Raw genomic sequence first — 17432 nt, 5'->3', positions numbered from 1 at the left:
GATCACCCGATCGCCTGCATCAACCGGATTGAAAGTTTGAGGTACACAGCCATGGCTGTCGTAACCATGAAGCAGATGCTCGATAGTGGAACCCACTTCGGACATCAGACCCGTCGCTGGAACCCGAAGATGAAGCGATTCATCTTGACCGACCGCAACGGCATCTACATCATCGACCTCCAGCAGACGCTGACGTACATCGACAAGGCGTACGAGTTCGTCAAGGAGACCGTTGCCCACGGCGGCACCGTTCTCTTCGTCGGTACCAAGAAGCAGGCGCAGGAGTCCATCGCTTCCGAAGCGACTCGCGTCGGAATGCCCTACGTCAACCAGCGTTGGCTCGGCGGCATGCTCACCAACTTCACCACCGTTCACAAGCGTCTGCTTCGCCTCAAGGAGCTCGAGGCAATGGAGCAGACCGGTGGATTCGAAGGTCGCACCAAGAAGGAAATCCTCATGCTCACGCGTGAGATGACCAAGCTGGATCGCACCCTCGGTGGTATCCGCGACATGGCCAAGGTTCCTTCCGCGGTGTGGATCGTCGACACCAACAAGGAGCACCTGGCAGTTGCCGAGGCTCGCAAGCTGAACATCCCGGTCATCGCGATCCTGGACACCAACTGCGACCCCGACCTCGTCGACTACCCGATCCCGGGCAACGACGACGCCATCCGTTCCGCAGCACTGCTGACCAAGGTTGTCGCTTCCGCGGTTGCCGAAGGTGTGCAGGCACGTGCAGGACTGAGCGCCGACAAGGACGCGAAGCCCGAAGCCGGCGCAGGCGAGCCCCTCGCCGAGTGGGAGCAGGAACTGCTCTCGCAGGCAGCTCCGGCCGCAGAGGCTGAGGCAGCTCCGGCTGCAGAGGCTGAGGCAGCTCCGGCTGCAGAGGCTGAGGCAGCCCCCGCCGCAGAGGCACCGGCCACCGAGGCCTGATTCGTTGAAACCGGCCCTGACCAAGAGTTCTTTTGGTCAGGGCCGTTTCACCGTTAGGCCCGAGCACCACCGTCAGGCCGTGCTTCACCGTTAGGCCGTGCTTCACCGTTAGTCCTAGGTCCGAAACAGACACATGAGGAGGCTCGCTAATCATGGCGAACTACACCGCCGCTGACGTCAAGCGGCTCCGTGAGCTCACCGGCTCCGGAATGATGGCATGTAAGAACGCACTCGCAGATGCAGACGGCGATTTCGACAAGGCCGTCGAGCAGCTGCGCATCAAGGGCGCGAAGGATGTCGGAAAGCGCGCAGAGCGCACCACCGCTGAGGGTCTCGTCGTCGCCAAGGACGGCGTCATGATCGAGATCAACTGCGAGACCGACTTCGTCGCCAAGAACGACGAGTTCATCAAGCTGGCCGACGAGATCGTGACCGTCGCTGCTGCTGGTAAGCCTGCTGACCTCGACGCTCTCAAGGCGCTCGAGCTCGACGGCAAGACCATCGACACCGTCATTGCGGAGCAGTCCGCGAAGATCGGTGAGAAGCTCGAACTGAGCCGCGTCGCTTCCTTCGACGGCCCCGTTGCCGTTTACCTGCACAAGCGCAGCTCCGACTTGCCGCCCGCTGTCGGCGTTCTCGTCGAGTACACCGGTGAAGGCGATGCTGCTGCTGAGGCCGCTCGCGGCGCTGCAATGCAGGTCGCAGCACTCAAGGCGAAGTACGTCACGCGTGACGAGGTTCCCGAGGAGATCGTCGCTTCCGAGCGTCACATCGCCGAAGAGACCGCCCGCGCAGAAGGCAAGCCCGAGCAGGCACTGCCGAAGATCATCGAAGGCCGCGTCAACGGTTACTTCAAGGACGTCGTTCTGACCGAGCAGTCTTCGGTCACGGACTCCAAGAAGACCGTCAAGGCGATCCTCGACGAGGCAGGCGTGACCATCAAGCGCTTCGTGCGTTTCGAGGTCGGCGCCTCCGCTTAATTCGGAGCCCGCACACATGGACCCCGCCTGAAGAGCATTTGCTCTACCGGCGGGGTCTACGTGTACCTGGGGCCTCCGATGAGGCAGGATGAGAGTGCCTCGGGACGAGTCCCGGGGGCTTTCCTATGCCGCGGTGTCCGATTCGGCGGCAGAAGAAGAATGAAGGACCTACAAGGTCTTGTATCGAACTGAGGAGAACAATGTCCGAACCAGCCAACGAACGTCCAGGATTCAAGCGGGTCCTGCTCAAACTCGGCGGCGAAATGTTCGGAGGCGGCAAAGTCGGTCTCGATCCCGACGTGGTCACCAAGGTGGCTGAGCAGATCGCAGAGGTCGTTCGATCGGGCGTACAGGTTGCAGTGGTCATCGGCGGCGGAAACTTCTTCCGCGGAGCGGAATTGCAGCAGCGTGGCCTCGATCGCGCGCGCTCCGACTACATGGGCATGCTAGGCACCGTCATGAACTGCCTCGCTCTGCAGGATTTCCTGGAGAAGGCGGGCGTCGATTCTCGCGTGCAGACGGCCATCACCATGGGCCAGGTCGCCGAGCCGTACCTCCCCCTTCGCGCACGCAGGCACCTCGAGAAGGGGCGCGTAGTCATCTTCGGTGCCGGGATGGGTATGCCCTACTTCTCGACTGACACCACTGCTGCGCAGCGCGCGCTGGAGATCGGTGCCGAGGTAGTACTGATGGCCAAGGCTGTCGACGGCGTCTACTCGGCCGACCCGCGTCTCGACCCGGACGCGACGATGTACGAACAGATCACGCACCGTGAGGTCATCGAACGTGAGCTCAAGGTCGCGGACGCGACGGCATTCAGCCTGTGCATGGACAACTCGATGCCGATGATGGTGTTCAACCTCCTCACCGAAGGAAACATCGCTCGCGCGGTGTCCGGTGAGAAGATCGGCACCCTGATCAAGTCGTGAGTGACACCCAAAAAATGATGCAGAACAACATGGAGGAACAGCCGTGATCGATGAAGCGCTCTTCGAGGCAGAAGAGAAGATGGAAAAGGCTGTCACGGTAGCCAAGGACGATCTCGGCTCGGTTCGCACCGGACGCGCGAACCCCGGTATGTTCTCGCGCATCGTGATCGACTACTACGGTTCGATCACGCCGATCACGCAGCTCGCGAGCATCAACGTCCCCGAGGCCCGCATGGTCATCGTCAAGCCGTACGAGGCTTCGCAGCTCAACGCGATCGAGACGGCGATCCGCAACTCGGATCTCGGTGTGAACCCGTCCAACGACGGCAGCATCATCCGCATTTCGGTTCCGCAGCTCACGGAAGAGCGTCGACGTGAACTGGTGAAGCAGGCCAAGTCCAAGGGCGAGGATTCGAAGGTCACGCTGCGCAACATCCGCCGCAAGGCGATGGACGAACTCGGCCGGATCCAGAAGGACGGTGAAGCCGGCGAGGACGAGGTCGGTCGCGCAGAGAAAGAACTCGACAAGACCACGGCGAAGTACGTGCACACGGTCGAGGAACTCGTCAAGCACAAGGAAGCAGAGTTGATGGAGGTATAGCCTCCTCATTTGCAGTGTTTGTCGTCGGGAGTAGATCAGGGAGTTTGGGTGCACGCACAAGAGGGAACCGCCGGTGGTCCCGTCACGGACGGGCCTACGGGCGGCGCTGAGGGCGCGCAACCGCCGAAGTCGAAGGCGGGCAGGAACCTACCTGCCGCCATCGGCGTCGGAGCTGGCCTCGGCGCCTTGGTCATCGGCACTTTGATCTTCCTCCCCCCGGGATGGATCGCTGTCGTCGCGATCGCGATGTTCATCGCGACGTGGGAGGTCACCACGCGGCTTCGTGAAGCCGACATCGAGGTGCCGCGAATTCCCCTTCTCGTCGGCGGGCAAGCCACGATCTGGCTCGGCTGGCCGTGGGGACCGGTCGGGGTGCTCAGCGGATTCACCGCAACCGTCCTGGTGTGCATGGTGTGGCGGTTGTTCGACCACGGGCTCAAAGCGACCCCGAAGAACTTCCTGCGAGACACCTCCATCACGGTGTTCGTTCTGGCGTGGATCCCGCTGTTGGCGTCATTCGGTGCGTTGATGGTGCTCGAAGACGACGGCCCCGGTCGCGTCTTCGTCCTGATGATCGGTGTCGTGTGCTCCGACATCGGCGGCTACGCGGCTGGAGTGCTGTTCGGGAAGCACCCGATGGTGCCCGCTGTGAGCCCGAAGAAGTCCTGGGAGGGATTCGTCGGATCCCTCATTTTCTGCGTCATCGGCAGTTTGCTTTCGGTGACGTTGATCCTCGACGCGAATTCGATGATCGGCGTCCTGCTCGGTGTCGTCCTGGTGGTAGTCGCGACGGTCGGCGACCTGATCGAATCGCAGATCAAGCGTGAACTCGGCATCAAGGACATGGGAACCTTGCTTCCCGGCCACGGCGGAATCATGGACCGCCTGGATTCACTCCTGCCGTCGGCATTTGTCACCTGGCTGATTCTGTACGCACTCGTCTGATTTCTCGTGCGTGATTTCTTCTCCGGCCGATCCAAGCCCATTCCCAGTCCGAACATCTGGCATTGGCCGGACGTGTACGAAATCGAGAACCGTGCGCAGGACGTCGACGGTTCCCTCTGGGCCGCGATGCGAGCCCAGGTCGACTGGTCTGGACGCGATGTCGTCGATGTCGGCTGTGGGGCGGGGTTCCATCTACCGGAGTTCGCTCGTACTGCCCGTCGTGTTGTCGGAGTGGAGCCGCACGCACCGCTGGTGAGGGCCGCGCGGGAACGAACCCGCGATTCGGCGTCGATCGACGTAGTCCAGGGTTCAGCAGAGTCCACGGGTCTGGTGGATGCTTCAGTCGATCTCGTTCATGCCCGTACGGCGTACTTCTTCGGAAAAGGCTGCGGCCCGGGAATTCGTGAGGCCATGCGCATCCTGAGGCCCGGGGGAGTCTTGCTGATCGTGGATCTCGATGTGAGCGCCGGCCCGTACGGGGAGTGGATGAGGGCGGATCTGCCCAAATACGATCCCGCGGCGGTCGAAGCGTTCTTCGAGGCTCAAGGATTCTCGCTCACGCGCGTCGAGACCCGGTGGGAGTTCGAGAATCGAGACGATATGCGGCGGGTACTCGGAATCGAGTTCACCGAGAAGACTGCCGAGCGTGCGTTCTCGCAAGTAACGGGATTGGGCTTCACGGTGCGATACCGGATCCATGTTCGGTCCAAACCACGATCACTCGAACTTGCGTGAAGGCGGGCTCAAAAGACGAACGTCAGGCGCTCCGACTTGAGCGCCTGACGTTTTCTGCACCGATTCAGTAGTAAAAAAATCAGTGATCGGTGGGGATGTGGAACAGGGTGGCGAGCTTGTGAATCTTCTTCGCCTTGGCGAGCTTGGGCAGGTCGCTGCCGTCGCGCACGCGTGAGCCGTCTTCGCCGAGATCGTCGATGACATTCTGAGCCCAGATCGCGTCGGCCACGGAGGGACTCAGTCCCGCGTTGACGGGGGCAGTCTGCGCGGTGGTCATGCAGAGTTTGCCGGCCATGCCGAGTGACAAGGTGATCGCACAGTCTCGGGCGAGCAGATCCAGATCGGGGCCGAGCGTGGGACCGTCGATCGGCGGAGCGATGCGTGCCGCGCGGCTGGCGATGGTGAGCCGCGAACGCGGGTACGACATCGACGTGGGGGAGTCGTCCATCCCAGTGTCGCGCCGGAAGTCGCCGCTGCCGAATGCGAGACGGAAGATGCCGTCAGTGCGTGCGATCTCGGGCGCAGCCTCGAGTCCCACCGCGGATTCGACGAGAGCAAGAATCTTGGTGCCGTCGGGAAGTCGCTCGGCCGTGGCGTCGGCCTGCTGACCGCTTTCGGTCTTTGCGAGCATGACACCCTCGAGTCCGGGGAGGCCCGCGAGTACGGCCAGATCCTCTTCCCAGAACGGTGTCGTGGCGTCGTTGATCCGAACCCAGGCGTGATTGTGTTCGCTCAGGAATGCGGCGACATCGCGGCGGGCAGCTGGTTTGTTGGGTGCGGTGACGGCATCCTCGAGGTCGAGAATGACGGCGTCGGCCGCACTCGCGAGTGCGGCGTCGAAGGTGTCCGGTTTGGACGCGGGGACGAGGAGCCAGGATCTTGCCTGCTGCGGGGCAATTCGCGAGGTCACAGGTCTCTCCATGTGAGTAGTCACATCAGGGCCTTTCCGGTGATTTCCACGACATCAATGATGCCTGCTGGCCCATCGATCGACCCAATTGCGTAACTAGATTTCAGTCACATCTGCCGCTTCGCTGCGCGCCGGATCTGAATGATGCGAACGCCGCCTGCCAACGCCATGATCAATGCGCCCGCGATGGCGGAAAGCAGGATCGTGATTCCGAGCGGAAAGTCGATCTGCCAGGCGAGGATCTTGACGGAGACGCTCTCGAGGTTCTGCAGGATGAACACCAGCAGTAAGATCAACACGATTGCACCTATGACCAGGCCAACCCAGGTCGTGGCGGCTCTGGTTCGGTCGGTGACCGACGTTCCGGTCGGCACCGGTTCAGGCGTCGGTGTCGGTTCCGGATCGTGTTTTTCCACTGCCTTGTTCTCGTCCACCTTCGGAAGTTCCGGATCGGGGCCGAAACCGTCGGCTGGGCCGTACACGGGGGAATTCGACGGATCCTCTGGTGTGGTTGACATGACATGATCATCACTCAACCTGCGCGAAGTTGCACGGGTAATCCGGCCACAATCGGGTGGCAGTGGGGTAGCACCCCAAAACAATGGGACAATGGTGTAACTATGGCTGCCTCTCTTCCCCTCGTTTTCACTGCACCCAAGCGCGGAATGCCTCCACGGCACCTCGCCGATCTCGATTCCGCCGAGCGCAAAGAAGCGGTGAAAGAGCTCGGCCTTCCGGCTTTCCGGGCCGATCAGCTGGCGCGTCAGTACTACGCGCGGCTGGAAGCCGATCCGGAGAAGATGACCGATCTCCCCGCATCGGTGCGCGAGAAGGTAGGGGAGTCGCTGTTCCCGACCTTGTTGACCCCGATCAAGCACCTCGCGTGCGATTCGGGCGACACTCGCAAGACCCTGTGGAAGGCACATGACGGAACGCTGCTCGAAAGCGTCTTGATGCGCTATCCCGACCGGGCAACACTTTGCATCTCGAGTCAGGCAGGCTGCGGAATGGCCTGCCCGTTCTGTGCGACGGGTCAGGGCGGCCTCGACCGCAACCTCTCGACCGCCGAGATCGTCGATCAGGTTCGCGAGGCAGCGGCCGCCATGCGCGACGGTGAAGTCGCCGGCGGCCCCGGACGCCTCTCGAACGTCGTGTTCATGGGTATGGGCGAGCCTTTGGCGAACTACAAGCGTGTGGTGGCAGCGGTACGACGGATCACCTCGCCTGCACCCGACGGCCTCGGCCTGTCTCAGCGGTCCGTCACGGTCTCGACCGTCGGCCTCGCTCCCGCTATCCGCAAGCTCGCTGACGAAGGCCTGAGCGTCACGCTGGCGGTATCGCTGCACACACCGGACGACGAACTGCGCGACACTCTTGTCCCGGTCAACAATCGCTGGTCAGTGTCGGAGGTACTTCAGGCTGCCCGGTACTACGCAGACAAGACCGGTCGCCGTGTGTCCATCGAGTACGCGATGATCAAGAACGTCAACGATCAGCCGTGGCGCGCGGACATGCTGGGCAAGAAGCTGAAGAAAGCACTCGGCGGGTTGGTGCACGTCAACCTGATTCCGCTCAACCCGACTCCGGGCAGCGAGTGGGACGCGAGCCCCAAGGACGTCGAGCGTGAGTTCGTGCGTCGGGTCATCGCCCAGGGCGTCTCGTGCACGGTGCGCGATACGCGCGGTCAGGAAATCGCCGCAGCCTGTGGCCAGCTGGCAGCCGAGAACTGAAACGTTCCAGGCCTGAAACACGTAAAGAGAAGGCCTCCACGAACTTTCGTTCGTGGAGGCCTTCTCTTTGTCAGGTTTCTAGCGCGGGCGGCGACGGATGACGATGTCGCGGACCAGAATGAAGATCATCAATCCGGCGGTGCCGATGAGCCACAGATCCTCGACCTTGCCGTGATGGTTTCCGATCATCATCAGAAGCAGGAATATTGCGAAGAACCATCCGAGGAAACGGAAAAACTTGAGTCCTTCACCACTCCACCCCCATGCGGCAGAGGGAACCTCGGCCTCATCGACGTGCGAGACCACGACGGGGGCGCTGGACTTGACGTCCAACTGGGTATCGGCCACGGTCGATCCTCCTGCTCATTCGGTTGCACTACTGCCCAATATGGTGACATACGACTGCCTGTCGTACGTAGTTGGGCGTCGATAAGGTTGTTCTCAGGTGTTATCAGGAACAATGGGCGAGTGCAGGAAACCACACGTACCCGCGTCCTCCTCCTCGGCAGTACCGGTTCGATCGGTACCCAAGCGCTGGAGGTCATCGCTGCCAACCCCGACCGTTTCGAAGTAGTCGGTCTTGCAGCGGGCGGCAACAACGTCGAGTTGTTGGCCGAACAGATTCGTGCAACCGGCGTCACGGACGTCGCCGTCGCCGATCCTGCAGCGGCATCGGCGCTGGAATCGGTAACCGCCCGTTCGGGACCGAGCGCCGTGACGGAACTGGTTCGGGACAGCGGTGCCGATGTTGTCCTCAATGCGCTCGTCGGTTCTTTGGGACTCGAACCGACACTGGCGGCTTTGAACTCGGGAGCGCGCCTGGCGCTGGCGAACAAGGAATCGCTTGTCGCCGGCGGAGCGCTGGTGACGAAAGCCGCCGCCCCCGGTCAGATCGTGCCGGTCGACTCGGAGCATTCGGCGCTTGCCCAGTGCCTACGTGGTGGAACAGGCGACGAGGTGGCCCGGTTGGTTCTCACCGCTTCGGGTGGGCCGTTCCGTGGCTGGAGCGCCGAGGATCTCGAAAGTGTGAATCCAGCTCAGGCAAAAGCGCACCCCACCTGGTCGATGGGGCCCATGAACACCCTCAATTCGGCAACTCTGGTCAACAAGGGCCTCGAGCTGATCGAGACGAACCTGCTGTTCGGGATCGACTACGACCGCATCGACGTCACCGTGCACCCGCAGTCGATCGTGCATTCCATGGTCACCTTCTTCGACGGGTCGACGCTGGCGCAGGCAAGCCCGCCGGACATGAAGCTCCCGATCGCTCTCGCTCTAGGCTGGCCGGACCGCATCGAAGGTGCTGCGTCGGCATGCGACTTCACCACCGCCTCCACCTGGGAATTCGAGCCGCTCGATTCGTCGGTGTTCCCCGCCGTCGATCTGGCGCGAAGCGCGGGCAAATCCGGCGGTTGCTTCACCGCGATCTACAACGCGGCCAACGAAGTGGCGGCTCAGGCATTCCTCGACGGTGTCCTTTCCTTCCCGGCGATCGTCCGCACGGTGGCCGCTGTTCTCGACGATGCAGGTCAATGGTCCGCGGAACCGGTTACCGTGGACGACGTTCTGGCCGCAGACGGCTGGGCACGCACACGAGCGCGTCAGCTCGTGAAGCAGGAGGGCTAGAGCTTCATGGTTTTTGCACTGGGCGTAGTGCTGTTTGCCCTCGGCATCGGCGTGTCCATCGCCCTGCACGAAGCCGGTCACATGTGGACGGCCAAGGCTTTGGGAATGAAGGTTCGCCGCTACTACATCGGCTTCGGACCGAAGATCTTCTCGTTCCGTCGAGGTGAGACCGAGTACGGCCTCAAGGCGCTGCCGCTGGGCGGATTCTGCGACATCGCGGGCATGACGGCCCTCGACGAGATGACGCCTGAAGAAGAGCCGCACGCGATGTACAAGAAGGCGGCGTGGAAGCGCGTCGTCGTCATGTCCGGCGGTATCGCGATGAACTTCATTCTCGGGTTTGCGCTGCTGTACGGGCTGGCTCTCGGCTGGGGCCTGCCGGATCGCAGCGGGGATACGTTGGCGAAGGTGGGCAGTCTGTCGTGCGTCGCACCGACGCAGTCCGAAGACGGAACTCTGGCGACCTGCTCCGGTGACGGTCCGGCGCAACGGGCTGGGTTGGAGCCGTCGGATGTGATCACAGCCGTTGATGGGCAACCGGTGTCGACATCGGCCGATGTGGTGGCCAAACTGCAGCCGGTCACCGGTACTGCAGTGCTCAGCGTCGAACGCGACGGGCAGGATCTAACGATTCCAGTCGTCGTAGAACAAGCGCAGCGGTGGGTGACGGATCCGGCAACAGGTGATTTGCGTTCGGCGACTGTGGGCGCGGTCGGAATGAGCCTGGGTACCGTGTCGCCACCCCTGCTCCAGTTCAACGCTTTCAGCGCAGTTCCGGGCACCCTGAGTTTCACCGGCTTCACTCTGGTCGAATCGGTCAAGGCCATGGCTGATCTGCCGGCAAAGGTCGGTGCGTTGTGGGAATCGGTGACAGGCGGCGAACGCGCCCAGGACACACCTATCAGCGTGGTCGGTGCAAGCGTTATCGGCGGTGAAGCGGCGGACCGTGCACAGTGGGCGACGTTCGTCGGACTGCTCGCATCGATCAACTTCTTCCTCGGTGTTTTCAACATCCTGCCGCTGTTGCCGCTCGACGGCGGTCACATCGCGGTGGTCTTCTACGAGAAGATCCGTGATTGGTTCCGCGCCCGCCGAGGCTTGATTCCCGGCGGCCCGGTCGACTACACCAGACTCCTTCCGATTACTTACGTATTCATCGTGATCGGTGGCGCGTTCATGTTGCTGACACTCACGGCTGACATCGTCAATCCGATCAAGATCTTCTGACCGTGTGAGAAGGGTGACGGTTGCCGCGCGGTAGTGCGGCGATCGCCCGGCTAAACTTGCAGTGAAGCTATGAAAGAAGGCACAGACGTGACCATCCCTATCGGACTGGGAATGCCCTCGGCACCCGCAGCGATTCTTGCTCCTCGACGCAAGACACGGCAGCTGCAGGTCGGCACGGTAGGTGTGGGCAGCGATTTCCCCATCTCGGTGCAGTCCATGTGCACCACGAAGACGCACGACGTCAATGCAACGCTGCAGCAGATCGCGGAACTGACCGCGTCCGGTTGCGACATCGTTCGTGTCGCCTGCCCGCGTCAGGAAGACGCGGACGCGTTGTCGATCATTGCGAAGAAGAGCCAGATCCCGGTTATCGCCGACATCCACTTCCAGCCGCGCTACATCTTCGCGGCAATCGATGCGGGATGCGCTGCGGTGCGCGTCAATCCGGGCAACATCAAGGAATTCGACGGCCGTGTCAAAGAGGTGGCCAAGGCTGCCGGTGACGCAGGCATTCCGATCCGTATCGGTGTCAACGCGGGATCGCTCGATCCTCGGTTGATGGAGAAGTACGGCAAGGCGACGCCCGAAGCGTTGGTCGAGTCCGCGCTGTGGGAGGCCGGGTTGTTCGAAGAGCACGGCTTCGGTGACATCAAGATCTCCGTCAAGCACAACGATCCGGTGATCATGGTCGAGGCTTACCGCCAACTCGCCGCCAAATGCGATTACCCGTTGCACCTCGGCGTCACGGAGGCAGGGCCGGCGTTTCAGGGCACGATCAAGTCCGCGGTCGCCTTCGGTGCGCTGCTCGCGGAGGGGATCGGCGACACGATCCGGGTTTCGCTCTCGGCCCCGCCGGCCGAGGAAATCAAGGTCGGTAACCAGATTCTGCAGTCTCTGAACCTGCGTCCCCGCAAGCTCGAGATCGTCTCATGCCCCTCGTGTGGCCGCGCACAGGTCGATGTCTACACACTTGCCGACGAGGTCTCCGCCGGCCTCGAAGGCATGGAGATCCCGCTGCGCGTGGCAGTCATGGGTTGCGTCGTGAACGGACCGGGCGAAGCGCGTGAGGCCGACCTCGGTGTGGCGTCCGGCAACGGCAAGGGCCAGATCTTCGTCAAGGGCAAGGTCATCAAGACGGTGCCCGAGGCGCAGATCGTCGAGACGTTGATCGAAGAGGCGATGAAAATTGCCGAAAGCATGGAGGGTGACGCCTCGGAGGGTGCGCCGGTCGTCACCGTGAGTTGAGTGATTGCCGGATGAATCTTCCCCGTCGGTGTCAGGTTCGTGGCAATCTGAGTGCATCATGATCGGGTAGTGATATTCGTGGACGCGCAGTCGAGTCGAGGGGGTTGACGGATGCTCAAACTCCTCGGAGCCAAGCAGGTCGGAAGTCGAGATCTCGAAGACGTCCGACGGGTACTCGACGCCGATCCGGTGGCGGCCTGCATGATTGCCGCGCGCGTCGAAGAATGCGGCGTCGACCCACGAATGATTCACGGCGAGCTGTGGAGTCGAGGCGGGCCGTTGTCCTCACTGTGCTTTGCCGGGGCGAACCTGGTTCCGCTTCGAGGCGATCCGGATGACATTCGGGCATTCGCCGACCGTGCCTGTCGGATTCCGCGCATGTGCTCGTCGGTGGTCGGCCGCGCCGAACTGGCGTTGCCGCTGTGGGAGATGCTCGAGCTCGACTGGGGAACTGCGCGGGAGGTGCGCCCCGAACAGCCGTTGCTCGCGGTTTCCGAGCCGCTGGCGTGCCCGTCGGATCCACTGGTCCGGCAGGTTCGCTCGGACGAACTCGAGATCTATCTGCCTGCCGCGATCGCGATGTTCATCGAAGAGGTCGGAGTCGACCCGCGTGCCAACGACGGTGGGCGCGGATACCGGCACCGTGTCGCTAGCCTGATCGCCGCTGGTCGAGCGTGGGCGCACATCGAGGACGGCCAGGTCGTTTTCAAGGCGGAGGTCGGTTCGATGTCTGCTCGCTGTGGCCAGATCCAGGGTGTGTGGGTCAACCCGGAATTTCGTGGGCAGGGCTTCGGCGTGACCGGTACAGCGGCTGTAGCGGAGTCGATCATGGCGACCGGTCGCATTGCGAGCCTGTACGTCAACAGCTTCAATACGATTGCGCGGTCGACCTATTCGCGGGTGGGGTTCCGACAGGTCGCGACCTTCTCGACGGTGCTGCTCGACTGACCGTACAAGCTGCGTGCAATGGTCGCGCCTACGCTGGGTGGAGCATTTGTCGCCCTACTATGGGGCTCGATGAACACTCGGCATTTCTCTCGTAGTCGCTCGGCCCAACTGTTGGCCTCCTGCACCGTGATTCTCTTGGCGGTGGGGATCAGTTCGTGTACTCCGAAACCCGCCGGCCCCGAGCCCGTCGCGCAGCAGTTCCTGAGTGCGTTCGGTGACAGGGATATCGACGAGGCAGCAAAACTGACGGACCGGCCTGACTCCGCGGGTCCTGTATTGAGTGACACCTGGGATGCGCTCCAGGCCGAGTCGATGACTGCCGAGACCACGTCGGTGAAGATGAACGGTGACACTGCGACGGTCGGCTACACCTACGAGTGGCACCTTCCGAAAGACCGCGTGTGGACGTACGACGGCGAGCTGCAGATGGGACGCAAGGACGGTGACTGGTCCGTCCGGTGGAGTTCGACGGACGTTCATCCGCGCCTCGGTGACAAGCAGACGATGTCGTTGCGGGCAACCGCGGCGCCGCGAGCGCGGGTCAACGAGCATTCGGGCACGGATGTCCTGGTGCCGGGAATTGTCTACCGAGTGAAGTTCGATCGCTCCAAGAGCAACGACATCATCGGTTCCGCGAACAGTCTCGCAAGTGTTCTCGGTCGGTTCGATTCTTCGCTGACGGGTCAATCGATCGCCGAATCCTCGACGGCCGTCAAGGGCGACTATCTGGTGACCCGCCTGCGCAGTGACGACTACGACCAGGTATCGGCGCAACTGGGAGCCATCTCGGGAGTATCTGTCTCGGACGAATCGGATCTCGTCTCGACGGACCCGGAGTTCGCGCCCGACCTTCTCGGGCAGATCAAGAAGACGATCATCGACGAGGTCGACGGCAAAGCCGGCTGGAGTGTCGTCACGGTCAACCAGAACGGCGTCGACACCGATGTGCTGACCGAGACTGCGCCGCAACCTGTTCCGTCGTTCAGTATCAGTTTGGATCGCAACATTCAGATCGCTGCTCAGCGTGCCGTGAACGTGAACAAGGATCAGGCGATGATGGTGGTCATCGAACCGTCGAGTGGGGCGATCCTGGCTGTCGCACAGAACAAGGCAGCAGACCGCGACGGACCGGTCGCGACGATGGGTCAGTACCCGCCCGGTTCGACGTTCAAGATCATCACGGCAGGCGCCGCAATTTCGACCGGTCAGGCGACCCCCGACACGATGGTGCCATGTCCTGGCCGGATCGAGATCGGTGAGCGCAGCGTCCCCAACTACAACGAGTTCTCACTCGGCACGGTGCCGATGGCAACGGCCTTCGCGCGTTCGTGCAACACGTCCTTCGCCAAGCTGGCCAGCGAGATGCAACCAGACACGTTGACCACTGCCGCAGCGCAGTTCGGCATCGGCCAGGACTACAACGTGGTGGGATTGCCCATCGATTCCGGTTCGGTGCCGCCGGCGTCGGACCTGGTGCAGCGGACCGAAGACGGGTTCGGTCAGGGAAAGGTCGTGGTCAGTCCGTTCGGAATGGCGATGGCAGCGGCGACGGTCGCGAACGGTTCGACTCCGGTGCCGCAACTGATTTCAGGGCGCGAAACCACCATCGACGGTGAGCGCCCGGCGATCTCGCCCGCCATGGTCGACGGCCTGCGCGGCATGATGCGACTCGTGGTCACCAGCGGTACTGCAGAACGCGTCGAAGATCAGGGTGAGGTGTACGGCAAGACCGGTGAAGCCGAGGTCGAAGGGGGATCGCACGCGTGGTTCGTCGGCTATCGCGGGAACCTAGCATTCGCGACTCTGGTTGTGCGGGGCGGAAGTTCGGACAACGCCGTCGCAGTCACCCGCGACATGCTCACCGCCCTGCCTGAAGGCTACTGACCCGTCAGGGGAGCAGTCCCAACCTCCGGGCGGTCACCACGGCTTCGTGGCGTGAGCTCGCGTCCAGCTTTCCCATCGCGCTTCGCAGATAGCTCTTGACTGTTTCCGGGCGAAGGGAAAGCCGTTGGCCGGCTTCGATGTTGGTGCAGCCGAGTGCGACCTGAGAGAGAACGTCCACTTCACGCGGGGTGAGCGTGACGTCGGATTCGGCGTCGGCGGTAGGACGCAGCAGGTTGGCCAAACGCTGGGAGAGTCCGCGGAGTTTGGTCTGCAAGTCGGTGTCGGTGACGGTCTGGGCGACACTGCGTAGTTCGGCGTGGACTCCGCGGATCTCTTCCGAAGACATACCGTCGGCGGTAGTCGCGGCGGCGGCCTGCAGTAGTTGCAGGCGACGATCGACTTCGTCGCGGATGGCGAACTCCATCCCGAGACGCCGGGATGCGCCGACCATGACGTCTGCTGTGCGGTCACCCAACGGAGCGGAATCGCGGATCGCGGCGTAGAGCACAGCGCGCGATTTTCCCGAAACCATGACCGGAACGGCGATGATCGAATGCAGGCCCTCGCTGAGAACAGGACGGTCGAAGTGATGAGTGATGGACTGCGAATTGCCGTAATCGTTGACGGTGATCGGTGAACCCTGGGCTACGACGCGCCCGCCCATGCCCGAGCGCGGCGGGATGGCCAAGCCCTTGAGGTTGTTGGTGCGGGTGCCGACGAATTCGCTCAGGTGCAGGGTTCCGTCCTGGACCTCGCCTCCGAACAGCACGGGAACAACGCCCTGAGCTGCGATTGTTCGGAGTTCACCTCGCATTGCGTCCCCGTCGCGGGGGCGCAGAAGTGACGAAGCATGTCGGTTCACGCAGGTACCCCTTTCTGGGGGTAGTGAAGTTCTCTTGTGAGCTAGATCATAGGGGGTGAACAGTACGTATGACGAGCCGCCAACGTAACCGGTCGGGCCAACCATACGACGATCGATAAGGAGCAAGTTGATGAGCACCGATCCCACCGCACGGGTGCGCGAGCTGCTGGACCAGTACGACACCCCGCATGCCAGCGCCGCAGAATTGCTCTGCGATCGGCATCCCGCGGATGGCGTTGCATTCACCGTCGTCGAGGCAGACCTTAGCTCGGTGGACCTCACTTACGGTCATCTACGTGAGCAGTCGGCGCGTTTCGCGGCAGCTCTGGCCGACCTCGGAGTCGAGCCGGGTGACAACGTCGCGACCTTGATGGGTAAGTCTGCGGACCTGGTGGTCGCGCTCCTCGGAATCTGGCGCCTAGGAGCAGTCCACGTGCCCTTGTTCACGGCGTTCGCTTCGCCGGCCATCGCTTTCCGCTTGACCGCCAGCGGCGCGAAGGTGGTCATTTCCGACGCCAATCAGCTCGAGAAGCTCGCGCCGGGAGAGGACATCCCCGCCGACGCAGCGTGGCAGGTCATCGTCGCGGGCGGCGCGGCCGGTGACGAGTTGGACTTCGACGCACTTGTCGCAGCTCAGGATGCCGAAGACCCGAAGGGCGCTGCTCAGGCAGTCGGCGGTAACGCACCGATGGTGCAGTTGTTCACCAGTGGCACCACGGGAACACCCAAGGGCGTGCCGGTTCCGGTGCGCGCGCTCGCCTCGTTCCACGCATACCAGGAGTTCGGCCTCGACGTCCGAGAGGACGACGTGTTCTGGAACGCCGCAGATCCGGGCTGGGCGTACGGGCTGTACTACGCGTTGCTCGGCCCGCTTGCCGCCGGCACGCGAAGCCTTCTGCTGCACGCCGGATTCTCCGCGCCGCTGACGTGGCAGATCATCGAGAAGTTCGGTGTCACCAATTTTGCCGCCGCTCCGACCGTCTACCGCAGTCTGCGTGCCGACAAGGCTCCCGTTCCGGAAGGCATCTCGCTGCGCCGCGCTTCCTCGGCCGGTGAGCCCTTGACTCCGGATGTTGTTGCGTGGTCGAAGAACTCGTTGGGCGTCGAGGTCCGTGATCACTACGGCCAGACCGAGCACGGCATGTTCATCGTCAACGCCTGGGCCGACGGACTTCGCGACGATGTCCGTCCCGGATCCATGGGCCGTCCGTTGCCGGGTTGGTCTGCCGCTGTGCTGGAAGACAATTCGGATGACATTGCACCGGCCCGCACTCAGGGCCGCGTGGCGATCGATACTCACAACAGCCCGTTGATGTGGTTCACCGGGTACGTCGATGCGCCGGAGAAGACGAAGCAGCGATTCAGCGAAGACGGCCGCTGGTACATCACCGGTGATGCGGGAATGACGGACGAGGACGGATTCTTCTTCTTCTCCTCGCGCGACGACGACGTCATCATCATGGCGGGCTACCGCATCGGTCCCTTCGACGTCGAGAGCGTGCTGGTCATGCACGAGCACGTCATCGAGGCCGCCGTGGTGGGCATGCCCGACGAGTTGCGCGGTGAGGTCCTCGAAGCGTTCGTCGTACTTCGCGAAGGCGTCGACGGCGACGACGAACTCGAGAAGGAACTGCAAACCCTGGTGAAGAAGAAGTTTGCAGCGCACGCATACCCGCGCACAGTGCACTTTGTTCCGAACCTGCCCAAGACCCCGAGTGGCAAGGTTCAGCGGTACATCTTGAGGAAGGGATAAACCCTGCTGTGCGCCTTTATTAAACCCCCGCGGGTAATAAAGGCGCACCCACAAGGAAACCACCCCCAAATAATACCCCCCCCCACAAAGCGCACCCCGGGAGAGAAAGCAACCCTGGAGGATT

General features: G+C 62.5%; 17 protein-coding genes. 13 read left to right on the top strand and 4 right to left on the bottom strand.

The genetic code is table 11. The features are described 5' to 3' along the window. The first annotated feature begins 51 nt into the window (after positions 1–51). From rpsB to PCS43_RS03440, 6 genes are all read left to right on the top strand, one after another. Entirely contained in the window at positions 52–933 is an 882-nt protein-coding gene (rpsB, locus tag PCS43_RS03465; protein ID WP_113682954.1) for a 30S ribosomal protein S2, read from the top strand. Between the two features lie 152 nt (positions 934–1085). After that, entirely contained in the window at positions 1086–1913 is an 828-nt protein-coding gene (tsf, locus tag PCS43_RS03460; RefSeq protein ID WP_007734877.1) for a translation elongation factor Ts, read from the top strand. A 200-nt stretch (positions 1914–2113) separates the two neighbouring features. Continuing rightward, positions 2114–2842, top strand: coding sequence for a UMP kinase (pyrH, locus tag PCS43_RS03455; RefSeq protein ID WP_003942722.1), 729 nt, complete (start codon positions 2114–2116; stop codon positions 2840–2842). Positions 2843–2885: 43 nt separating this feature from the next. Continuing rightward, on the top strand, positions 2886–3443 hold the full coding sequence (gene frr / locus PCS43_RS03450) for a ribosome recycling factor (protein ID WP_003942777.1): 558 nt from the start codon (positions 2886–2888) through the stop codon (positions 3441–3443). A gap of 48 nt (positions 3444–3491) precedes the next feature. Further along, a complete protein-coding gene (locus PCS43_RS03445; RefSeq protein WP_003942673.1) occupies positions 3492–4388 on the top strand; it encodes a phosphatidate cytidylyltransferase in 897 nt (298 codons plus the stop codon). A 6-nt stretch (positions 4389–4394) separates the two neighbouring features. After that, positions 4395–5123, top strand: a complete 729-nt coding sequence (locus tag PCS43_RS03440) for a class I SAM-dependent methyltransferase (RefSeq protein ID WP_054827408.1) — start codon at positions 4395–4397, stop codon at positions 5121–5123. 79 nt (positions 5124–5202) lie between these two features. On the opposite strand, the gene PCS43_RS03435 is transcribed toward PCS43_RS03440, so the two are convergent. Further along, positions 5203–6045, bottom strand: coding sequence for an HpcH/HpaI aldolase/citrate lyase family protein (locus PCS43_RS03435; protein ID WP_030535660.1), 843 nt, complete (start codon positions 6043–6045; stop codon positions 5203–5205). A gap of 95 nt (positions 6046–6140) precedes the next feature. Further along, positions 6141–6551, bottom strand: a complete 411-nt coding sequence (locus tag PCS43_RS03430; RefSeq protein WP_073512295.1) for a LapA family protein — start codon at positions 6549–6551, stop codon at positions 6141–6143. A gap of 102 nt (positions 6552–6653) precedes the next feature. Between PCS43_RS03430 and rlmN the strand changes: the two genes are divergently transcribed. Further along, positions 6654–7763, top strand: a complete 1110-nt coding sequence (rlmN, locus tag PCS43_RS03425) for a 23S rRNA (adenine(2503)-C(2))-methyltransferase RlmN (RefSeq protein ID WP_003942816.1) — start codon at positions 6654–6656, stop codon at positions 7761–7763. Between the two features lie 78 nt (positions 7764–7841). Here rlmN and PCS43_RS03420 read toward each other — a convergent pair whose 3' ends face one another. Continuing rightward, complete coding sequence (locus PCS43_RS03420; protein WP_003942762.1) at positions 7842–8111, bottom strand: DUF2631 domain-containing protein; 270 nt, start codon at positions 8109–8111, stop codon at positions 7842–7844. A 120-nt stretch (positions 8112–8231) separates the two neighbouring features. On the opposite strand from PCS43_RS03420, the gene dxr reads away from it, so the two are divergent. The 5 genes from dxr (at position 8232) to PCS43_RS03395 (ending at position 14693) form a co-directional block, all read left to right on the top strand. After that, the gene (gene dxr, locus PCS43_RS03415; protein WP_030535659.1) at positions 8232–9389 is read left to right on the top strand and encodes a 1-deoxy-D-xylulose-5-phosphate reductoisomerase; all 1158 of its coding nucleotides are present in this window, start codon (positions 8232–8234) and stop codon (positions 9387–9389) included. Positions 9390–9395: 6 nt separating this feature from the next. Continuing rightward, positions 9396–10616 (top strand): M50 family metallopeptidase, encoded by a 1221-nt coding sequence (locus PCS43_RS03410; RefSeq protein ID WP_003942672.1) that lies wholly within the window; start codon positions 9396–9398, stop codon positions 10614–10616. 87 nt (positions 10617–10703) lie between these two features. After that, positions 10704–11861, top strand: a complete 1158-nt coding sequence (gene ispG, locus PCS43_RS03405) for a flavodoxin-dependent (E)-4-hydroxy-3-methylbut-2-enyl-diphosphate synthase (protein WP_007734888.1) — start codon at positions 10704–10706, stop codon at positions 11859–11861. Positions 11862–11972: 111 nt separating this feature from the next. Further along, positions 11973–12809, top strand: a complete 837-nt coding sequence (locus PCS43_RS03400; protein WP_003942692.1) for a GNAT family N-acetyltransferase — start codon at positions 11973–11975, stop codon at positions 12807–12809. Positions 12810–12878: 69 nt separating this feature from the next. After that, positions 12879–14693: a penicillin-binding transpeptidase domain-containing protein gene (locus PCS43_RS03395; RefSeq protein WP_047271308.1), complete on the top strand. Its 1815-nt coding sequence runs from the start codon at positions 12879–12881 to the stop codon at positions 14691–14693. A 4-nt stretch (positions 14694–14697) separates the two neighbouring features. Here the strand turns inward: PCS43_RS03395 and PCS43_RS03390 are convergent, their stop codons facing one another. Beyond that, positions 14698–15507 (bottom strand): LuxR C-terminal-related transcriptional regulator, encoded by an 810-nt coding sequence (locus tag PCS43_RS03390; RefSeq protein ID WP_042450799.1) that lies wholly within the window; start codon positions 15505–15507, stop codon positions 14698–14700. Between the two features lie 178 nt (positions 15508–15685). Between PCS43_RS03390 and PCS43_RS03385 the strand changes: the two genes are divergently transcribed. Beyond that, a complete protein-coding gene (locus tag PCS43_RS03385; RefSeq protein WP_007734891.1) occupies positions 15686–17308 on the top strand; it encodes an AMP-binding protein in 1623 nt (540 codons plus the stop codon). The last annotated feature ends 124 nt before the right edge of the window (positions 17309–17432 follow it).

The organism is Rhodococcus sp. C-2 (assembly GCF_027854095.1).
GTDB classification, from domain to species: domain Bacteria; phylum Actinomycetota; class Actinomycetes; order Mycobacteriales; family Mycobacteriaceae; genus Rhodococcus_F; species Rhodococcus_F qingshengii.
The sequence above is the reverse complement of the archived record's forward strand: the minus strand, read 5'-3'. Positions and strand labels throughout refer to the sequence as shown.

Coding starts and splice junctions, on each gene's coding strand:
- rpsB (WP_113682954.1), top strand. CDS start 52: ATGGCTGTCGTAACCATGAAGCAGATGCTCGATAGTGGAACCCACTTC.
- tsf (WP_007734877.1), top strand. CDS start 1,086: ATGGCGAACTACACCGCCGCTGACGTCAAGCGGCTCCGTGAGCTCACC.
- pyrH (WP_003942722.1), top strand. CDS start 2,114: ATGTCCGAACCAGCCAACGAACGTCCAGGATTCAAGCGGGTCCTGCTC.
- PCS43_RS03435 (WP_030535660.1), bottom strand. CDS start 6,045: ATGGAGAGACCTGTGACCTCGCGAATTGCCCCGCAGCAGGCAAGATCC.
- PCS43_RS03430 (WP_073512295.1), bottom strand. CDS start 6,551: ATGTCAACCACACCAGAGGATCCGTCGAATTCCCCCGTGTACGGCCCA.
- rlmN (WP_003942816.1), top strand. CDS start 6,654: ATGGCTGCCTCTCTTCCCCTCGTTTTCACTGCACCCAAGCGCGGAATG.
- PCS43_RS03410 (WP_003942672.1), top strand. CDS start 9,396: ATGGTTTTTGCACTGGGCGTAGTGCTGTTTGCCCTCGGCATCGGCGTG.
- PCS43_RS03400 (WP_003942692.1), top strand. CDS start 11,973: ATGCTCAAACTCCTCGGAGCCAAGCAGGTCGGAAGTCGAGATCTCGAA.
- PCS43_RS03395 (WP_047271308.1), top strand. CDS start 12,879: ATGAACACTCGGCATTTCTCTCGTAGTCGCTCGGCCCAACTGTTGGCC.
- PCS43_RS03390 (WP_042450799.1), bottom strand. CDS start 15,507: ATGCGAGGTGAACTCCGAACAATCGCAGCTCAGGGCGTTGTTCCCGTG.
- PCS43_RS03385 (WP_007734891.1), top strand. CDS start 15,686: ATGAGCACCGATCCCACCGCACGGGTGCGCGAGCTGCTGGACCAGTAC.